Origin of the sequence: Paenibacillus sp. FSL R5-0749, from assembly GCF_038595085.1 — a bacterium.
Lineage (GTDB): Bacteria > Bacillota > Bacilli > Paenibacillales > Paenibacillaceae > Paenibacillus.
The window spans coordinates 3,129,200-3,144,442 of the sequence record NZ_CP152005.1 but is presented as its reverse complement, the minus strand read 5'-3'; the positions used below and the strand labels follow the sequence as shown (position 1 = coordinate 3,144,442).

Annotated in this window: 17 protein-coding genes and 1 riboswitch; of the genes, 1 reads left to right on the top strand and 16 read right to left on the bottom strand. The window is 45.4% G+C overall.

From position 1 onward, the window contains the following. Nucleotides 1-54 precede the first annotated feature (54 nt). Both MKY85_RS13990 and MKY85_RS13985 read right to left on the bottom strand, forming a co-directional pair. Nucleotides 55-939, bottom strand: coding sequence for an AraC family transcriptional regulator (locus MKY85_RS13990; protein WP_339242507.1), 885 nt, complete (start codon nt 937-939; stop codon nt 55-57). A gap of 117 nt (nt 940-1,056) precedes the next feature. Continuing rightward, nucleotides 1,057-2,055, bottom strand: a complete 999-nt coding sequence (locus tag MKY85_RS13985; protein WP_339261043.1) for a LacI family DNA-binding transcriptional regulator — start codon at nt 2,053-2,055, stop codon at nt 1,057-1,059. A gap of 158 nt (nt 2,056-2,213) precedes the next feature. On the opposite strand from MKY85_RS13985, the gene MKY85_RS13980 reads away from it, so the two are divergent. Beyond that, nucleotides 2,214-2,639 carry a MaoC family dehydratase gene (locus MKY85_RS13980; RefSeq protein WP_339242503.1) on the top strand — a complete coding sequence of 142 codons (426 nt, stop codon included), beginning with the start codon at nt 2,214-2,216 and terminating at the stop codon, nt 2,637-2,639. 76 nt (nt 2,640-2,715) lie between these two features. Here the strand turns inward: MKY85_RS13980 and MKY85_RS13975 are convergent, their stop codons facing one another. From MKY85_RS13975 to MKY85_RS13910, 14 genes are all read right to left on the bottom strand, one after another. Next, nucleotides 2,716-3,906, bottom strand: coding sequence for a PLP-dependent aminotransferase family protein (locus tag MKY85_RS13975; RefSeq protein WP_339242501.1), 1,191 nt, complete (start codon nt 3,904-3,906; stop codon nt 2,716-2,718). A gap of 169 nt (nt 3,907-4,075) precedes the next feature. Then, nucleotides 4,076-5,224 (bottom strand): NAD(P)/FAD-dependent oxidoreductase, encoded by a 1,149-nt coding sequence (locus tag MKY85_RS13970; protein ID WP_339242499.1) that lies wholly within the window; start codon nt 5,222-5,224, stop codon nt 4,076-4,078. Nucleotides 5,225-5,230: 6 nt separating this feature from the next. Next, a complete protein-coding gene (locus MKY85_RS13965; protein ID WP_339242496.1) occupies nt 5,231-5,950 on the bottom strand; it encodes a methyltransferase domain-containing protein in 720 nt (239 codons plus the stop codon). After that, complete coding sequence (locus tag MKY85_RS13960) at nt 5,937-7,094, bottom strand: type III polyketide synthase (RefSeq protein WP_339242494.1); 1,158 nt, start codon at nt 7,092-7,094, stop codon at nt 5,937-5,939. Before MKY85_RS13960 ends, MKY85_RS13965 begins: the two co-directional genes overlap by 14 nt. Nucleotides 7,095-7,359: 265 nt before the next feature. Further along, nucleotides 7,360-8,244 carry an alpha/beta hydrolase gene (locus MKY85_RS13955; protein WP_342572988.1) on the bottom strand — a complete coding sequence of 295 codons (885 nt, stop codon included), beginning with the start codon at nt 8,242-8,244 and terminating at the stop codon, nt 7,360-7,362. A gap of 171 nt (nt 8,245-8,415) precedes the next feature. Then, the gene (locus tag MKY85_RS13950; RefSeq protein WP_342572986.1) at nt 8,416-9,105 is read right to left on the bottom strand and encodes a hypothetical protein; all 690 of its coding nucleotides are present in this window, start codon (nt 9,103-9,105) and stop codon (nt 8,416-8,418) included. 56 nt (nt 9,106-9,161) lie between these two features. After that, nucleotides 9,162-9,518: an MmcQ/YjbR family DNA-binding protein gene (locus tag MKY85_RS13945; protein WP_342572984.1), complete on the bottom strand. Its 357-nt coding sequence runs from the start codon at nt 9,516-9,518 to the stop codon at nt 9,162-9,164. Nucleotides 9,519-9,654: 136 nt separating this feature from the next. Beyond that, nucleotides 9,655-11,082 (bottom strand): DEAD/DEAH box helicase, encoded by a 1,428-nt coding sequence (locus tag MKY85_RS13940; RefSeq protein ID WP_339242485.1) that lies wholly within the window; start codon nt 11,080-11,082, stop codon nt 9,655-9,657. Nucleotides 11,083-11,198: 116 nt separating this feature from the next. Next, nucleotides 11,199-11,513: a multidrug efflux SMR transporter gene (locus MKY85_RS13935; RefSeq protein WP_339242483.1), complete on the bottom strand. Its 315-nt coding sequence runs from the start codon at nt 11,511-11,513 to the stop codon at nt 11,199-11,201. Then, a complete protein-coding gene (locus MKY85_RS13930) occupies nt 11,513-11,851 on the bottom strand; it encodes a multidrug efflux SMR transporter (RefSeq protein ID WP_339242481.1) in 339 nt (112 codons plus the stop codon). Before MKY85_RS13930 ends, MKY85_RS13935 begins: the two co-directional genes overlap by 1 nt. 101 nt (nt 11,852-11,952) lie before the next feature. Beyond that, a riboswitch (guanidine-I (ykkC/yxkD leader) is annotated at nt 11,953-12,053 on the bottom strand. Between the two features lie 70 nt (nt 12,054-12,123). Then, nucleotides 12,124-12,753, bottom strand: coding sequence for a pentapeptide repeat-containing protein (locus MKY85_RS13925; RefSeq protein WP_342572983.1), 630 nt, complete (start codon nt 12,751-12,753; stop codon nt 12,124-12,126). Continuing rightward, complete coding sequence (locus MKY85_RS13920; RefSeq protein ID WP_342572982.1) at nt 12,750-13,529, bottom strand: methyltransferase domain-containing protein; 780 nt, start codon at nt 13,527-13,529, stop codon at nt 12,750-12,752. The genes MKY85_RS13925 and MKY85_RS13920 overlap by 4 nt, the downstream gene beginning before the upstream one ends. Before the next feature lie 139 nt (nt 13,530-13,668). Then, the gene (locus MKY85_RS13915) at nt 13,669-14,748 is read right to left on the bottom strand and encodes a low specificity L-threonine aldolase (protein ID WP_339242473.1); all 1,080 of its coding nucleotides are present in this window, start codon (nt 14,746-14,748) and stop codon (nt 13,669-13,671) included. Then, nucleotides 14,745-15,167: a MarR family winged helix-turn-helix transcriptional regulator gene (locus tag MKY85_RS13910; protein WP_339242471.1), complete on the bottom strand. Its 423-nt coding sequence runs from the start codon at nt 15,165-15,167 to the stop codon at nt 14,745-14,747. Before MKY85_RS13910 ends, MKY85_RS13915 begins: the two co-directional genes overlap by 4 nt. Nucleotides 15,168-15,243: the final 76 nt, after the last annotated feature.

Genomic DNA, 15,243 nt, shown 5'->3' with positions numbered 1-15,243 from the left:
AATTTATTAGAGTATATTGATTTTGGAGAGGGCTTTCTCCACAAATATTGTGCATTACCCTCCATATTTTGTGATATTCGTACGATGTTTTTTACGAAATTCGGAGGGTGTGCAGTCATTATATTTTTTAAAAAGACGGTTATAGGAGTTTACATTGTTGAACCCATGCCCGATCGCAATCTCCAGAATGGTATCCTGACGGAACAATAAGGCCCACTCTGATTTGATAATTCGAAAATGATTCAAGTATTCCATCAGTGTTACGCCCTTGATCTCTTTGAACAGCTTGCAGACATGGAACTTGCTGAACTTAATATGTTCCGCCACCTGTTCCAGCTTGATTGGTTCAGCATAGTGCTCCTCCAGATATTCACAAACTGATTCAAGGAATTCAAATTTTTTGGAGGAAGTACAGGGCCATCCTGAAGATGTTGATTCATCGGTGGTAACCGGTACAATTGTACGTAGTAAAAGTATGATGAGATCATATAATCTGGATACCATTAACCATCGATATCCCGGCTTCTGGTTTTTCTTCTCGGTAATGATGACATCTATATAATGAGCCAGTTTGCTCTGACTTCCCGTGTTCGAGGGAATAACTGTTGTTTTGTTAAAAAGTTGTCCGAGATCCTGAATTTCAGCTTCGGTCGTGAAACTTCCCGTTAACAATTCGAGTCGGAACAAAATAATGGTTAGCTGTTCAGTCCCTGGAAAAAAACAGTGCACATCCCCTGGTTTGATCAGCAGCACATCCCCTTTTTCCAACTCACAAACGTGGTCGTTCACGCCAATTCTGGCGCTCTTACCATTGACAAGAATCAGTTCAACCTCATCATGCCAGTGTGCGGCATAATTGAATTGATTTCCTGTGTGAATTACCCGAATGGGAAAACCTTCCTGCATATGACCTGTCTCCAGAAACGTAGGTACGCCCATCGTATCACCCTCCATTTATTTCCAAAGCAAAAAAACTCCTCGTCTTTATATTATGCATTCATGGCTACTCTCCTTTCTTTTTAAGTATTTAAAATTCTATAGAATGAAAAAAACTCCTCAACTCAGGTTGAGGAGCCGAACAGAATCGCGTTCCACGCATTGGATGTCCAGTGTATACAACGTCTCAACTACCTCTCCATTCAGCAATTGAAAGAGAACATGACCTGCAAGCTGACCTGCATCCCTCTTTGGCTGACGAAAGGTGGTTAGTGGTGGATTCATGTACTGTGATGCAGGTATATTGTCAAAGCCGATCACGGATAACTGCTCGGGAATTGAAATATCATGCTCTCTGAAGGCTTCCATGCCGCCGATCGCCATTTCATCATTTGCAAAGAAAACCGCGGAGGGCAACTCTCCTTCAAGCAGTTTCTTGGCTGCAACGTAGCCATCTTGCTTCATGTATTGTCCGCCAATTTTCCACTCGGGATTCTCTTCAATGCCTGCCTCCTTCAAGGCTTTCAAATAACCCTGATAACGATGGAGATTACATTCCGATTGTGACGGACCACTGATATAAGCTATTGTCCGGTGGCCTTTATCGATCAGATAACGGGTTGCCAGGTATCCGCCTTGCGTATCACTCATCAAAACCTTTACAATATGTTGAGCATCCAGATCCCGATCCATGACAACAATTGGAAATCCGGCTTCAGATGCTTCAATCAGCAATTGATCTTGAATATTCTGAGCGATAACAATAGCTCCATCAATTCTTCTTTCTCGGATGTAACGATGGGCTGTTGATTTCTCTCCACCCAACGAACTACATACGATCATATCGTATCCATGACTCATGACGACAGTTTCTATTCCGTTCACCAAATCCGAGAAATACGGACTGGACATGTCATGGACAATAATACCAATGGTTTGTGTACTATTTCGTTTTAATTCAGATGCAGGACCATGCCTAACGTAATTAAGTTGGCTCGCTGCCTCAAGTACTCGGAGTCTTGTTGGCTCACTTACATTGCCTTTATCGTTGAGTACACAAGATACGGTTGAACTGGCTACTCCCGCCATCTTGGCTACATCTTTAATCGTTATCATCATATATACTCCTCAAAGACAGTTTCATCTGTTTATTTCATTATGTCGGTAACACAGCATAACACCGGCGTGTTCACTAGCATTTTAACACGTCAGTCCAGTCATGTCTCTTTCCAAGACATCGACTACGAAAAACATATTAAAGAAACCGAGGTGCCTTCATGAGATTCAGTGAATATGTAATAGGTCAGCGCTACGAAACCACATCCTTGGCATTGTCCAAGAACGATATTATGGAGTTTGCCACGATCTATGATCCACAGTACATGCATTTGGATGAGGAGAAAGCCAAGCAAGGCCGCTTTGGCAGTATCATTGCTTCTGGCATGCAAACGATGAATATCTCCTTTAAATTATGGATTGAGGTCGGGGTCTATGGAGAACATGTCGTGGCGGGAACCGGAATGAATAACATTCAATTTCTGAAGCCGGTCTTTCCGGATGATGAACTTCATGTCATTGCAGAAGTTATTGGACTAACGCCCCGACGAAAAGGTAATGGGATTGTTACCGTGCTGCTGAGTACTTTTAATCAGAAGAATCAAAAGGTTTTTCAGGCAGAATTAAGTGCATTAATTGATAATTAAGGGCTGTGAAAGGCCAAAAAGAAGCCGCCCATTGGCGACTTCTCATGGATTATTGTATTTTACTTTTTATGCAATATTAAGCGTTGTAGCCCTTCAATACCTGACCCAAAATATCTACACCCTTGATAATCTGTTCGTCTGACGGGGTTGAGAAATTAAGTCTGATGGCATTACAAGGGTCTTGCTCGTTCACCAGAAATGCATTTCCCGGTACAACCGCAACCCCTTGAGCTGCCGCTGTCTTGGCATAATCAAGCATCGGCACATGTGCTGGCAGGTCACACCAGAGGAACAGTCCACCATCCGGTTGAGTGTAGTTAACGGACTCACCCATATGCTCTTGCAGCTTGTCCATCATCAATGTAGCTTTTCTCCGATATACCTCACGAATGCTGTTAATGTGCCCCGCGTAATCATATTCTGTCATGAACTTGTATGCCAGAATCTGTGGAAGCATGGCGGTATGTACGTCTTCTCCCTGTTTGGCAACAACCATCTTCTCCACCACTTCATGTGGCGCTTGTACAAAACCGACACGTAGTCCCGCCGACAAAATTTTGGAGAATGATCCAACATAGATGACCAGACCTTCATCATCCATAGACTTGATGGTTGGCACATCGTCTCCGTTGAATCGAAGTTCTCCGTACGGATTATCTTCCAAAATCATAACGCCATACTTCTTAGCCAGCTCGTATATAGCCTTACGTTTAGCTAGACTTGTCGTTACACCAGTAGGATTCTGAAAACTTGGGATCACATAGATCATTTTCACATTGGGCTCCGTTTGCAGCGCCTGTTCCAGCTTCTCGATATCCATACCGTCCATCTCCATCGGAACACCCGCAAGCTTCGCACCGGATGCCCGGAAGGAGTTGAGTGAACCAATAAAGCTCGGACTCTCACAGATAATCGTGTCCCCTTCATTACAGAACACTTTACAGGCAAGCTCAATCCCCTGCTGCGCTCCAGATACAATGAACAATTGATCGGATGGCTTACCCGTATCAAAACCTGTCTTCAAATGTTGCGTTAATGCTTCCCTGAGGGGAACATATCCTTCTGTAATTCCATATTGCAGAGCCGTGACCGGGTCTTGCTCCAGAATGGTTTGGGTGAACGTGCGAATCGCCTCAATAGGAAAGGTTTCCGGTGCGGGGTTTCCCGCAGAGAATGGAATCACATTTTGCCCCGAGGAAGCTTTCAGAATCTCGCGAATAATGGATGGTTGCAGTGCTGCGATACGATTGGAAAATGAATAGTTCATCTTAAATAGTGCCTCCCGACATTTCATCTGACTTAGTTCTCTATCGTTACATTAGATTCTATTATACGAGCATTTGCCGAATTTCCAAACTGTCTCCACAAAATTATATGTATACACCAAAAAAGAGGCCGCCGTCAGCAACCTCTTTCGCGAGCAAAGTTTCAATGAATTAGCGCGCTGCGTTCATCTCGGATAACCGTGTGGCCTTCACGACATAAGCAGCTAAACCGGGGATCATCCGAGCCAGACCAGGATAGAATTTATTGGTTTTGGCAAAAGCCAGCTTTTGAATTCTTCTTGCGCGTCTGAGCAATTGGGTGAATTCACGGCTTGCTTCCAGCGTGTAATTACTCTGCCAATCGGCATGTTCAATGTCGCCTTGCAGGTACTTGTCGGTCCACCTTGCACACAGGAGTGAGGAGCGAAGGGCAATGGACATCCCGTCTCCACATAAAGGCGGGATCATCAGCATGGCATCTCCAATATGCGGATATTGAGACCAAGGTTCAGGAACATTGGACAGATGCAGCGGTGCAATCGATACTTGCGTTCCGTCTACAGGTTTTCCTTCGGCTAAACGGGCTGCCAAACTCACGTTCTTCAGGGAAGCCGCCTGTAAAATATCGTTTACAGACTTGCCACTTCCCTGTACGGTATCCAGTGTCAACAATGCGGCGACATTCACATTGCCATTTTCAATGGGGGAAATCCCCACATAACCACCCTCACAAAAATATAACTCGACCCGTGCAGGAATCTCAATTCCGCTGAAGTGGGATTTAACCCCAACATATACGGTTTGGTCTCGCAGTTCAGGTGCGGAAGCCATCCCACGCGGCTTCTTGGTACCATGTGCTCCGATGACGGCTTTGGCTCTGTAGCTCATCCGCTCATCTCCCTGTTTCACTTGAACCTCATAACTGGCATCCTCAAGCTGCTCAATACTCGTTACGGTCGCTTTGGTAACAATCTGGGCTCCGGCCGCCAGAGCCTTCTGATGCAAAATCTGGTCCAGCTCATATCGACTTATGCCATATGCAAATCCCGGCAGTGGTGCTTCGATCACTCCACCTTGTGGCATAACGATTTTGGCATGATCCATGGTACTGGGTTTCTTCGTCTGGTCCAGAAGGTGAATGTCCAGAACCTCCAGCATTTCCTTGGTTTCGGGTGACATGAACTCACCACAGGTTTTGTGTCGAGGGAACTCTTGGCGATCCAGCAAAAGGGTTCGATGACCTTTTCCTGCCAGTTGCATTGCACACGTACTACCGGCAATCCCGGCTCCGATGACAATCACATCTATCGAATTCGTCACGTCAGATCACCTGCCCTTTGTGGGAATAACAACAGAGTAACGGAACAAAGGCTTCCATTCATAAGTCATCGTATCATGATTTAGCCGTTGTTTAAGTTCCTTCCAATCCCTGCCTGTAAAGCCTTTGGCTACGGACAGAGGGCCATCATGACGAATGTACCGATTGCGCGAGATCATTCGTGTTGTAATCCAGACGGCTTTATAGGACACGGAATGGCGGTGAATATCGTTAATGACGACACCATATCTCGATGCTCGCAGCATATGAGAAACCATATCAACCAACTGATCTCCGTCAAAATGATGCACAAACTGGGAACCTGTCACAATATCTGCTGAAGCATCGGGCAGTTGCGTAAGATCGGCACGTTGTACCCTGACTCGGGGTTCGTCACGGAATAGTTGTCTTGCTTCCTCACACGCCTCTTCCGTCAAATCAACCAATGTAATTTCCAACTGAATGCCCTGACGGTCCGCCCATTGCAGCAGTTTCTGGTTCACATCCCCTGAACCTGCCCCCACATCCAGAAGAGACAGTTTATCTGGCCTGCCGACAGAGTTCCATAACTTCTCTACACCAGCAAGCGTTGGGCCGGGTGCCGCGAATATTTTGTTAAGACGTCTCAGATGTCTGAGTGCTTCACGCAGCTCCTCCCCTCCCATAGAGAAGTCATCCATCAGTTCCTCTTCCTTGGCCCGAATGGATAATGTTCTAAAGAAGGACATGTTCGTGGTCCTCCATCACTGAAGATAATGAGGGTACATAAGTGAATTTCATCAACTCCGCGGTGAGTCCCGGTCCAAATGCCATGGCTACCCCATCTGTCGAGGATTGAACCTGCACCTTCATGTCCTCACGCATCGCATTCAGTACAAACAGAATCGTGTTGGAAGACAGGTTACCATACGTTCTAAGGATCTCCCTGCTGTACTTTGTTTGTTCATCTCTCAGCTTCATTACATTCTGCACAGTGTCCACAATCCCGCGTCCTCCCGGATGAATGGCCCACAGCTCAGGAAGCTCCTCACTTTGCAATAAGAGACGAAGTTCCTCTTCCAGATGAACACCAAGCAGCTTCGGAATACGAGGTGATAGATAAAGGTCATACCCCAGATTCCCAACCTCCCAGGTCATATCCTCAGTTGAATCCGGAAGAAGCACAGAATACCCCGTACCCAAGCACAGAACATTTTTGTGCTGAGGTTCTGGTGTGCCCACTATGCAAGAAGAAGCTGCATCTCCGAAGAATGAAGCCGCAAATAGTGCTTCTCGATCTTGCACCGGCTGAAAATGTATTGTGCACAACTCTACACAGACAATAAGTACCTGTGATCCCGGAGCACCCTGCACGACATCTCGTGCCATCTGAATGGCTTTCAACCCTGCGGCACAGCCCTGAAAGATCAACGGCAGTCGGTTAACACGGTCAGACAGTCCCAAGTGACGGATGAGCATAACATCAAGACCTGGCAGATATTGACCGGTGCAACTGACGGTGATGATATGCGTGATGCTCTTGGGAGATACACCTGAATCCGAGAGGGCTTTCTCTGCCGCCTCGATTCCGAGCGGAAGCGCCTCTCGCTTGTAAGTATTCATTCTTTCTTCAGTTGTCGGGATGTCAGATCTCTCACCAGAGGGCAGATAACGGCATTCTTCCAGTGAGCCCAGATAACTCGGTTCTACGGTATATCGAGTTTCAACACCACAGGACTTGAATATTCGCCTGGCAAACCGGGCCAAATCCGGCCGATCCTGAAGAGAAGAAGCAATTAGTTCCGCAATATCAGACTGCGCTACGGGGTGAGCAGGGAGAGCCGTTCCCATGCCAAGAATGGCGATATCGGATGGACTGTTGTATTGGTTCATAATAAACCTCCTGGTATTGGTTATTATTTCCTCTAATTAACACTCTTACCCTTAACGATATCGTTATAATCTCAAGACGGCTCCTAATCCAGTTTATTAACACATCTGCAAGATCAGAAGCTTGGTTTCACCAAGCAATTGAGCAATCACGCCAATGAACTCAAAAAAAGCCGCCATTAGGCGACTTTAAGGTAACTTTTATACAACTTGCTCAAATGATATCTAACCACTTACCAGTTCTTTCTACACGTCGCTCTAATGTACTTTATTTGGAAAATGCTTCTCTGATCTTGTCACTCATCCGATACCAAGCATCCTCAGCTATCTGAAGATCGCCAAAATGTGTAAATCCATGAGCAGCTCCCTTATACTCCTTATGGGTCACCTTCACACCGCTTTCTTCCAGCCTTGCTGCGTATGTTCTTGCTTCTTGTGCCAGTGAATCTTTCTCCGCCGTAATGATCAACACTTCCGGGAGACCCTGCAATGATGTCGCAAGCACAGGCGACGCTAACGGATCATGCGCATCTTGTGGCGTTTCAAGGTACATCGCGTTGAACGTTCTGGCGATATCAGCAGGAATGGCTACTTCATAACTCGGTTTCTCGGCCGGATCTGTAGCTATATCCAACACGGCATAATCGATAACCTGAAGTACAATCGGCAGCTCGCTACCACGTTGCTGATTCAGCAAACACACTGCTGCTGCAATATTCCCCCCAGCACTATGCCCACCAATGGCGAATAGAGATGGGTTCACCGAGAAGGATTCCGGATTGTCGTGGACCCACTTTACAACGTCATAACATTCATGGACTGCGGTTGGAAATTTGTGCTCTGGTGCAAGACAGTAATCGATATTCACGACCACACAATCAGCACGATCAGCGATCAGACGACACCATGGATCATCCATCTCTGCTTGTCCGAGGATGAAACCACCCCCATGCATATTGAAGAAAACCGGCAGAGGTGCGGAATGATCCCGATTCGGTGTATACACAAGTACACGCGCATCACCTTTCGTCGTAGGAATCATAACTTCTTCTACGGTGACGGCATACGTGGAGCTGGGTTGAAGAGCTGCATCTGTACCGACGACATTTTGACGCATTTGTTGTACCATGGCCAGTTGTTGCTGTTGACCCATAGATATCACTCCTTATTTGCATTAAGAACGAATCCGACAATCGGAAATTTGAATCATTCATTCTCCAATGAATTCAAGACAGTGATGTAATTTTCCTCCCCCACTGTCGTTGCCAGTTCACCTTCCGTTGTGAAAGCATGTTCATGCGAGATATCAAGATCCCCAAGTTTCTCACTGTTCGTTGGATGCGCTCTCCTGCTCCATACTTGACTGCTTTGTCTTGTGGAACATCATCCAGACCCCCATCAGACAAAATAAAACGCTGCACCCCATGCCAAACACGCTGCTGGTTTTTAAAGCGAGAGGTGAGGCTTGCATGGTAAGTAGTGTCGCTTGTGTCACGACGATGGATACCATGGCATCGGTGAAGTTAATCATTTTCAATGTAGATATAATTGGGTTATGTAGATGACGATTAGCCCAGGTACCATACACGGCAAAAGCAAGTTTGGTAAAAGCGACTATAGCTACGATATATACAATAAGTCCGCTATATATGAAGGCATCACCGATCAGATACATTCGCAGACAGACGATCGAATAGGATACGCCCAGAAAACATAGAAAAAGACCTCCGTGTTTATACACCGCAAGCTCCAAAGAATATCTTTCTTGGGGAGACACCATACCTTTGGCAACTTTATATTGATGAAGCACCTGGCCTTTGGCTATACACAGAATCAAATAATACACTGCATTTGTGATGAACCATCCGGAAAGGAGATATATCCCCAAGACTAGCTTGCCTATCCCAATCCAGGCATTGATAACAAGGGATGCAACGTTGAACAAGGCCGTTCGATCTTGCTTATTTCCAAGATAACGGTCCCATATGGGCTTCAAGTATGTCTTCATTTTCATAAGATATTCATTCTACTTGGCGAGCAGACCATCGGCATTGATATGAGCGAAATGCCTCACGATTCGGCCAGAGATTCCCGAACCCTTTTCGGAAGGGATTGGATAACCATTTCATACGAGTGATCGATCATGACGTAGACATCCTCATCTAACAAGGAGCCATCCAGCGTAATGGTATTCCAGTGTTTTTTGTTCATATGATATCCTGGTTGAACAGCTTCATGCTGCTCTCTCAGATTCTCTGCAATAATCGGGTCACATTTTAAGTTCAAGCGACAGTTCTTTTCTTTATTTTCAAAAATAAGCGCGAACATCTTACCCGCGACCTTAATCGTGACTGGATCAGGGCCAAATGGATAATCCTTGATCGCGCCTTTCTTGTTCAAACAGTACTTAATTATCGTATCCTTCAAGTCAGGACCTCCCTTTTACCCGTGAACGATATAATGATATCGAATATAAGTTCGTATGTAAATAAGCTCTCTGTACATACATAATAAAACCTCCTCCATATGAATGAAGAAGGTTTTATCTGCGTTTATTTAGGTCTTAATTGGCTCTATCATTCCTTGTTTTGCTGCTGCGGCTGAATGAACCATTATTTGATTTACTGCTACTACTGTTCGATCGACTGCTACTGCTGTTAGAACGATTGCTATTGGATCTACCGTCGTTAGAACGGCTACTGGTTGTTTTGCCACTCTTGGCAAACCACTCGGATTTGGGCTTGCGTGCCGGGTTAGCCTTGGATTTGGCTGGTTTGCCCGCAGCTGATTTGTTGAACGCAGGTTTACTGCCCGATGCTTTGCTGGTTTTCTCAAACACAGGAACACCTGTCATCGGATATGGATGACCTTTAACTTCAGGAATCGTCTTCTTGATTACTTTCTCAATATCCTTCAGGAATGGAAGTTCATCCTTCTCACAGAATGAGATGGCCATCCCGCTTTTCCCTGCTCGACCTGTACGTCCAATACGGTGAACATACGTTTCCGGAATGTTAGGCAGGTTAAAGTTAATGACATGTGACAGTTCCTCCACATCAATTCCTCTTGCTGCGATATCCGTCGCCACCAGTACTCGCGTAGCCCCACTCTTGAAATTGTTCAGTGCCCGCTGGCGCTCGTTCTGAGACTTGTTGCCATGAATGGCTTGTGCCGTAACATTCACTTTGGCCAAATCACGTGTAACCCGGTCAGCGCCGCGCTTCGTGCGTGTGAACACCAATGCCGTGACGATGGATTTATCCTCCAGGATCTGATTCAACATCTGCTGCTTTTTGCCATTCTCCAGCAAATATATAGACTGCTCAATGCGGTCTACTGTTGAAGATACGGGTGTGATTTCGACTTTGACTGGATCAACCAGCAGGGTTTTAACCATCTTGGTGATTTCAGGAGGCATGGTAGCTGAGAAGAACAGCGTTTGCTTCTTGTTCGGCATCTTGGCGATAATTCTTTTTACATCATGAATAAAGCCCATGTCCAACATCCGGTCTGCTTCATCCAGAACGAGAATCTCAACCATCTTCAGATCAATACGTTTCTGGTTAATCAGATCGTTCAATCTGCCAGGTGTTGCGATAATAATATCTGCACCTTGATTCAGCGCCCGCTCTTGCACTTTTTGCGAAACACCACCAACGATAGCCGTACAACGGATGTCCGTATACCGACTATATACTTTGATATTATCGGCGATCTGAATTGCCAGCTCTCTTGTTGGTGTCAAAATCAATGAACGAATATGTCGAGCGGACTTTGATCCTTGTCCTTTGGATCTTTCGCTTAATAATTGAATGATCGGCACCGAAAATGCTGCCGTCTTGCCTGTTCCGGTCTGTGCACATCCCAGCAAGTCTCTGCCAGCCAATACAGCTGGAATGGCCTGTTCCTGGATAGGCGTAGGATTAGTATAGTTTGCTTTGCTTAACCCTTCCATAATAGAGGGAATAATATTTAGGTCCTTAAATGTCATGTTATCTCCTTCATTTACGCACATCTATCAATAAGACGCATCTTTTATTTCACACGTAACGTATAAGGATAACATTAAAAACGCAATCTGTACATTATCTTTTTAATTCCACTTATTTAACTAACCAATTTAAGACCGACTGCCGATCCGAGCACCATAGCGATAAACAAAATTCTTAGGGCATTTCGGGGTTCTCCGTAAAACACCATGCCCAGAATGGCACCGCCGGAGGCTCCGATTCCCGTCCATACCGCATATGCTGTCCCCATCGGAAGAGTTTCCATTGCAAGGGACAGGAACATAAAACTTAAACCAAACCCGGCTACCAATAGAACGAGTGAAATTAAATTACGGTCTTTGTGCAACTTGTTTATCATTAGCACGCCGATCATCTCAAATACCCCTGCCAAGATAAGAAACACCCAGTTCATTATAGCTGCACCTCCTTGTTCTTCTCTTTACTCAGCATTTTAAGACCAATTACGCCGAGTAAAAGTGTACCAATGAGTATCATTTTTCCGGTTTGCACATTTGCATTAAACAAAAGAATCTCTGCAAGCACCGTTCCAGCGGTACCTAGGCCAACGAATACTGCGTATACGGTTCCCACGGGCAAGGTACGCGAAGCTGCAATCATTAAGCTGAAGCTGATCATAATCGCAACCAGTGTAAGACTCCATTCCAGCAACCCGCTGGCATGTTTTAATCCAATGACCCAACCCACTTCGAACAACGCAGCAATCACAACCGACATCCAATTTTTATTCATACCTGAAACACTCCTTCTCTACTACATTTTTTGTACAACCTGTAAGGGTTCATTAGCGAAAAACAAAAAAAGCCCGGGAAACAAACTGCATATCGCAGTTCATCTCCCAGGCTTTTATCCCTCCGTGGCACAACCAACAGGTTGCGGGTTTTCTCTCGGACCAGACCGACACATACGTCGCGGAACCCTAGAAAACCTGTTTGTATTCTAATGTGTCTCCAATTATACACACTTCCACTATCTTGGCAACCCCGTTAATGTGATCATGCCATTTATTTGATAATCAAACCCATTAATCCTACAAATGTGGCGGCTTGATGTGGTGAAATCACACAACCGTTGAGGTCTTCCATGGTTAACACCAAGGAGTCAAATTGGCAATCGCGAAGATCCAAATCTTTCATTTTGGTCCCCGTTAAGGAAGCTTGGTCGATATTACATTGAGTGAACTCCATCTTCTGAAGAGCCAGATAGGCAAAGTCCGCACCAATCAAGGTACATTCCGAGAAGGAGACCTGTTTCAGATGGGCAAAACGGAAATTGCTGTAATCCCCTAGACCATGAAAAAAACTGACATTTTGCAAGCGACTATTGGAAAAATCCGTTCCAACAAACTTGCAGTTATGCCATTCGATTCGGTGCATGAAGGCACCAGAGAGATTGACATTGGAGAAGTCGCAGTGTTCGAACCGGACATCCGTGAATTCGAATTGTTCCAAGGCAGACTCCGAGATCGTCACATGTCTAAATACAACATTTTCAAAGGAAACCTTACTCGCTTCCTGTTGATCCAAAGTCATGTTCTCAATCAGTTTGTGTTTATACTCCACTTTGGATTCGAGAAAACCTATCGTTTCCGGTTCAAGCAACTGCTCCTGAAGCTTGGGTTTGTCCACTTTCATACCGCATTCCCCGATTCCTTCATAGCTACCACTCGCAGTCGGCTTCTGTCCAAATACCATTGTCCATCCCGCATCAGTTGTGGCTGTACTTTTTTCTCTACAGCCTCCATAATAACATCCTGTTCCGCAGGTGCGATACCACTGAATAAATACTCTGCAAAGCTGTCCAACCACTTTCTGGCTCCTGGCTTGAACGGAGTAAATTGGTCAGCATGCTGGGCCAGACTAACTCGAAATCCGTTTTGCTCCAGAAGACTAGTATATTCGCAAATGGTAGGGTGATACCATGGATTCCGGCCTTCCCATTTGTATCCACGGGCATGCAGTTCTTCCCGTACCGCTGCTATTAAAATAGCCGTATTGCCACTTCCGGCAAACTCTGCCACGAATCGTCCGCCCGTCTTAAGCGCTAAGTATATGGATTGCACTACAGCTGGGGCATCCTTTATCCAATGCAGAACGGCATGAGAGAAGACCGCATCAAACGGCTCTTCAGACCGATAATGACAGGCATTAGCAACTTGAATATTCATATCAGGATATTTCTGTTTAGCTTGCCTAATTGTCTCCTTCGAAAAATCAATGCCTGTTGTCAGCGCTCCTGCGGCTGCAATTTTGGCTGTCAGATCCCCATTCCCGCAACCCACATCAAGGATTCGTTCTCCATGGGACGGCTGGAGCAAGGTTAAGATCGGTGTTTCCTGTAACGCTGTAAAAGGAGCAGAATGACCACTCCACGATTCGTTCGTTTGACCGGATAAATGTCCGTTATTCATAGAATACAATCTCCTCCTCAATTAAGGATATATTATATCTATAATAACTTTAATATAAGAGAACTGTCAATTCACGAAAAACATACGAAAAAGGACAACCTGTCGCGGTTGTCCTTAAGTAACATTAATATTTGCAAAGTTATACCAATACTTCGAGTCGTTGTTCAATCCGAGTCTCTTCATGCAATAATTGAGCAATATCACGAGTCAGTGCATCCACATTCTCCTGCCGGGTTGCCCAACTGGTACAAAAGCGCACCGCACTGTGTGTATCGTCAACCTTTTCCCAGAAGGAGAAAGTATAATCATTCCGTAATTTCTCAAGCAAAAGATTGGGCAGAATCGGAAACTGCTGGTTGGTTGGTGAGTCATACAGGAAGCGTACTCCCTGCTGTTCGAGTGAATCATGAATTCTCAACGCCATATCCACGGCATGATGGGAAATCTCAAGATACAAGCCGTCTTCGAACAAAGTTTCGAATTGAATCCCCAACAATCTGCCTTTGGCAAGCAGGCCACCTTTTTGTTTGATCATATAACGAAAATCTGGTTTGAGCGCATCATTCAGGATCACGACCGCTTCTCCCATCAACGCTCCAATCTTGGTTCCGCCGATGTAAAATACATCGCACAAGCGTGCAAGATCAGCAAGTGTCATATCGCAATTACGGGAGGCAAGTGCATATCCAAGGCGTGCTCCATCCACGAAAAATGGCAGACCACATGCTCTGCTGACTGCGTGCAATGCTTGCAATTCTGCTTTGCTGTACATCGTTCCGTTCTCCGTTGGCTGAGATATATAGACCATACCTGGCTGTACACAATGTTCCGGTGAAGACTCGTTCATGTGCGCATCATAGACTGCTCTAACCTGTTCAGGCGTGATCTTTCCATCCTCACTTGGAACCGTGAGTACCTTATGGCCCGTTGCTTCGATAGCCCCAGTCTCATGAACCGCAATGTGTCCCGAGGTCGCTGCAATCACACCTTGATATGGACGCAAAATAGAGGCAATAACTGTTGTGTTCGTCTGTGTACCGCCAACCAAAAAATGAACATCAGCCTGCTCGTTGTCACAAGCCTGACGAATAAGCATTCTCGCGCGTTCGCAATGCTCATCCGTGCCATACCCGCTTGTCTGTTCCATGTTGGTTTCCATCAGTTTTTGTAAAATGCGTTCATGCGCACCTTCGTTATAGTCACATTCAAATCGTATCATCGTGTTGTCTCTCCTGCCTTCTTGTTCAACTTCTCTTGTATGTTCATCATGGAGGTGTATACCTCTTGAATCTCTTCTTCATTGAGTTCTTGCATTAATTTCAGAATCTGTTGATCGGATCGATCATTTAATTGGGCATACAGCTCCTCACCCTTGGCTGTCAGACGAATCAGACTGACCCGGCTATCGGCTTCAGAATTCACTTTCACAAGCAGACCTTCCTTGGTCAGCTTGTTCACAATGCGGCTCATATAACTGCGATCAATGGTCAGTGTATCCACCAGATTGTTCGCAATGCTCTCTCCCCGAATTCCAATCTCAATAATGACCCGTACTTCGGCAAAGGAATACCCTGTTCCGAGAATATGCTTGTCGAGTACACCAAGTATGTTGGTATAAAAACGGTTAAAACGTCGCATGTCAGCCAGAATATCTGGATTTATGTACTGAGAGTCGATGTCAAACCCTCCTTTTTAGTGGACATTGTCAACATTA

Excerpts from the sequence above, each read along its gene's own strand:
- MKY85_RS13980 (WP_339242503.1), top strand. The coding sequence starts at position 2,214 with ATGAGATTCAGTGAATATGTAATAGGTCAGCGCTACGAAACCACATCC.
- MKY85_RS13910 (WP_339242471.1), bottom strand. The coding sequence starts at position 15,167 with ATGCGACGTTTTAACCGTTTTTATACCAACATACTTGGTGTACTCGAC.
- MKY85_RS13920 (WP_342572982.1), bottom strand. The coding sequence starts at position 13,529 with ATGAATAACGGACATTTATCCGGTCAAACGAACGAATCGTGGAGTGGT.
- MKY85_RS13955 (WP_342572988.1), bottom strand. The coding sequence starts at position 8,244 with ATGGGTCAACAGCAACAACTGGCCATGGTACAACAAATGCGTCAAAAT.
- MKY85_RS13940 (WP_339242485.1), bottom strand. The coding sequence starts at position 11,082 with ATGACATTTAAGGACCTAAATATTATTCCCTCTATTATGGAAGGGTTA.
- MKY85_RS13990 (WP_339242507.1), bottom strand. The coding sequence starts at position 939 with ATGGGCGTACCTACGTTTCTGGAGACAGGTCATATGCAGGAAGGTTTT.
- MKY85_RS13960 (WP_339242494.1), bottom strand. The coding sequence starts at position 7,094 with ATGAACCAATACAACAGTCCATCCGATATCGCCATTCTTGGCATGGGA.
- MKY85_RS13950 (WP_342572986.1), bottom strand. The coding sequence starts at position 9,105 with ATGAAAATGAAGACATACTTGAAGCCCATATGGGACCGTTATCTTGGA.
- MKY85_RS13985 (WP_339261043.1), bottom strand. The coding sequence starts at position 2,055 with ATGATGATAACGATTAAAGATGTAGCCAAGATGGCGGGAGTAGCCAGT.
- MKY85_RS13935 (WP_339242483.1), bottom strand. The coding sequence starts at position 11,513 with ATGAACTGGGTGTTTCTTATCTTGGCAGGGGTATTTGAGATGATCGGC.
- MKY85_RS13975 (WP_339242501.1), bottom strand. The coding sequence starts at position 3,906 with ATGAACTATTCATTTTCCAATCGTATCGCAGCACTGCAACCATCCATT.
- MKY85_RS13915 (WP_339242473.1), bottom strand. The coding sequence starts at position 14,748 with ATGATACGATTTGAATGTGACTATAACGAAGGTGCGCATGAACGCATT.
- MKY85_RS13930 (WP_339242481.1), bottom strand. The coding sequence starts at position 11,851 with ATGAATAAAAATTGGATGTCGGTTGTGATTGCTGCGTTGTTCGAAGTG.
- MKY85_RS13925 (WP_342572983.1), bottom strand. The coding sequence starts at position 12,753 with ATGAAAGTGGACAAACCCAAGCTTCAGGAGCAGTTGCTTGAACCGGAA.
- MKY85_RS13965 (WP_339242496.1), bottom strand. The coding sequence starts at position 5,950 with ATGTCCTTCTTTAGAACATTATCCATTCGGGCCAAGGAAGAGGAACTG.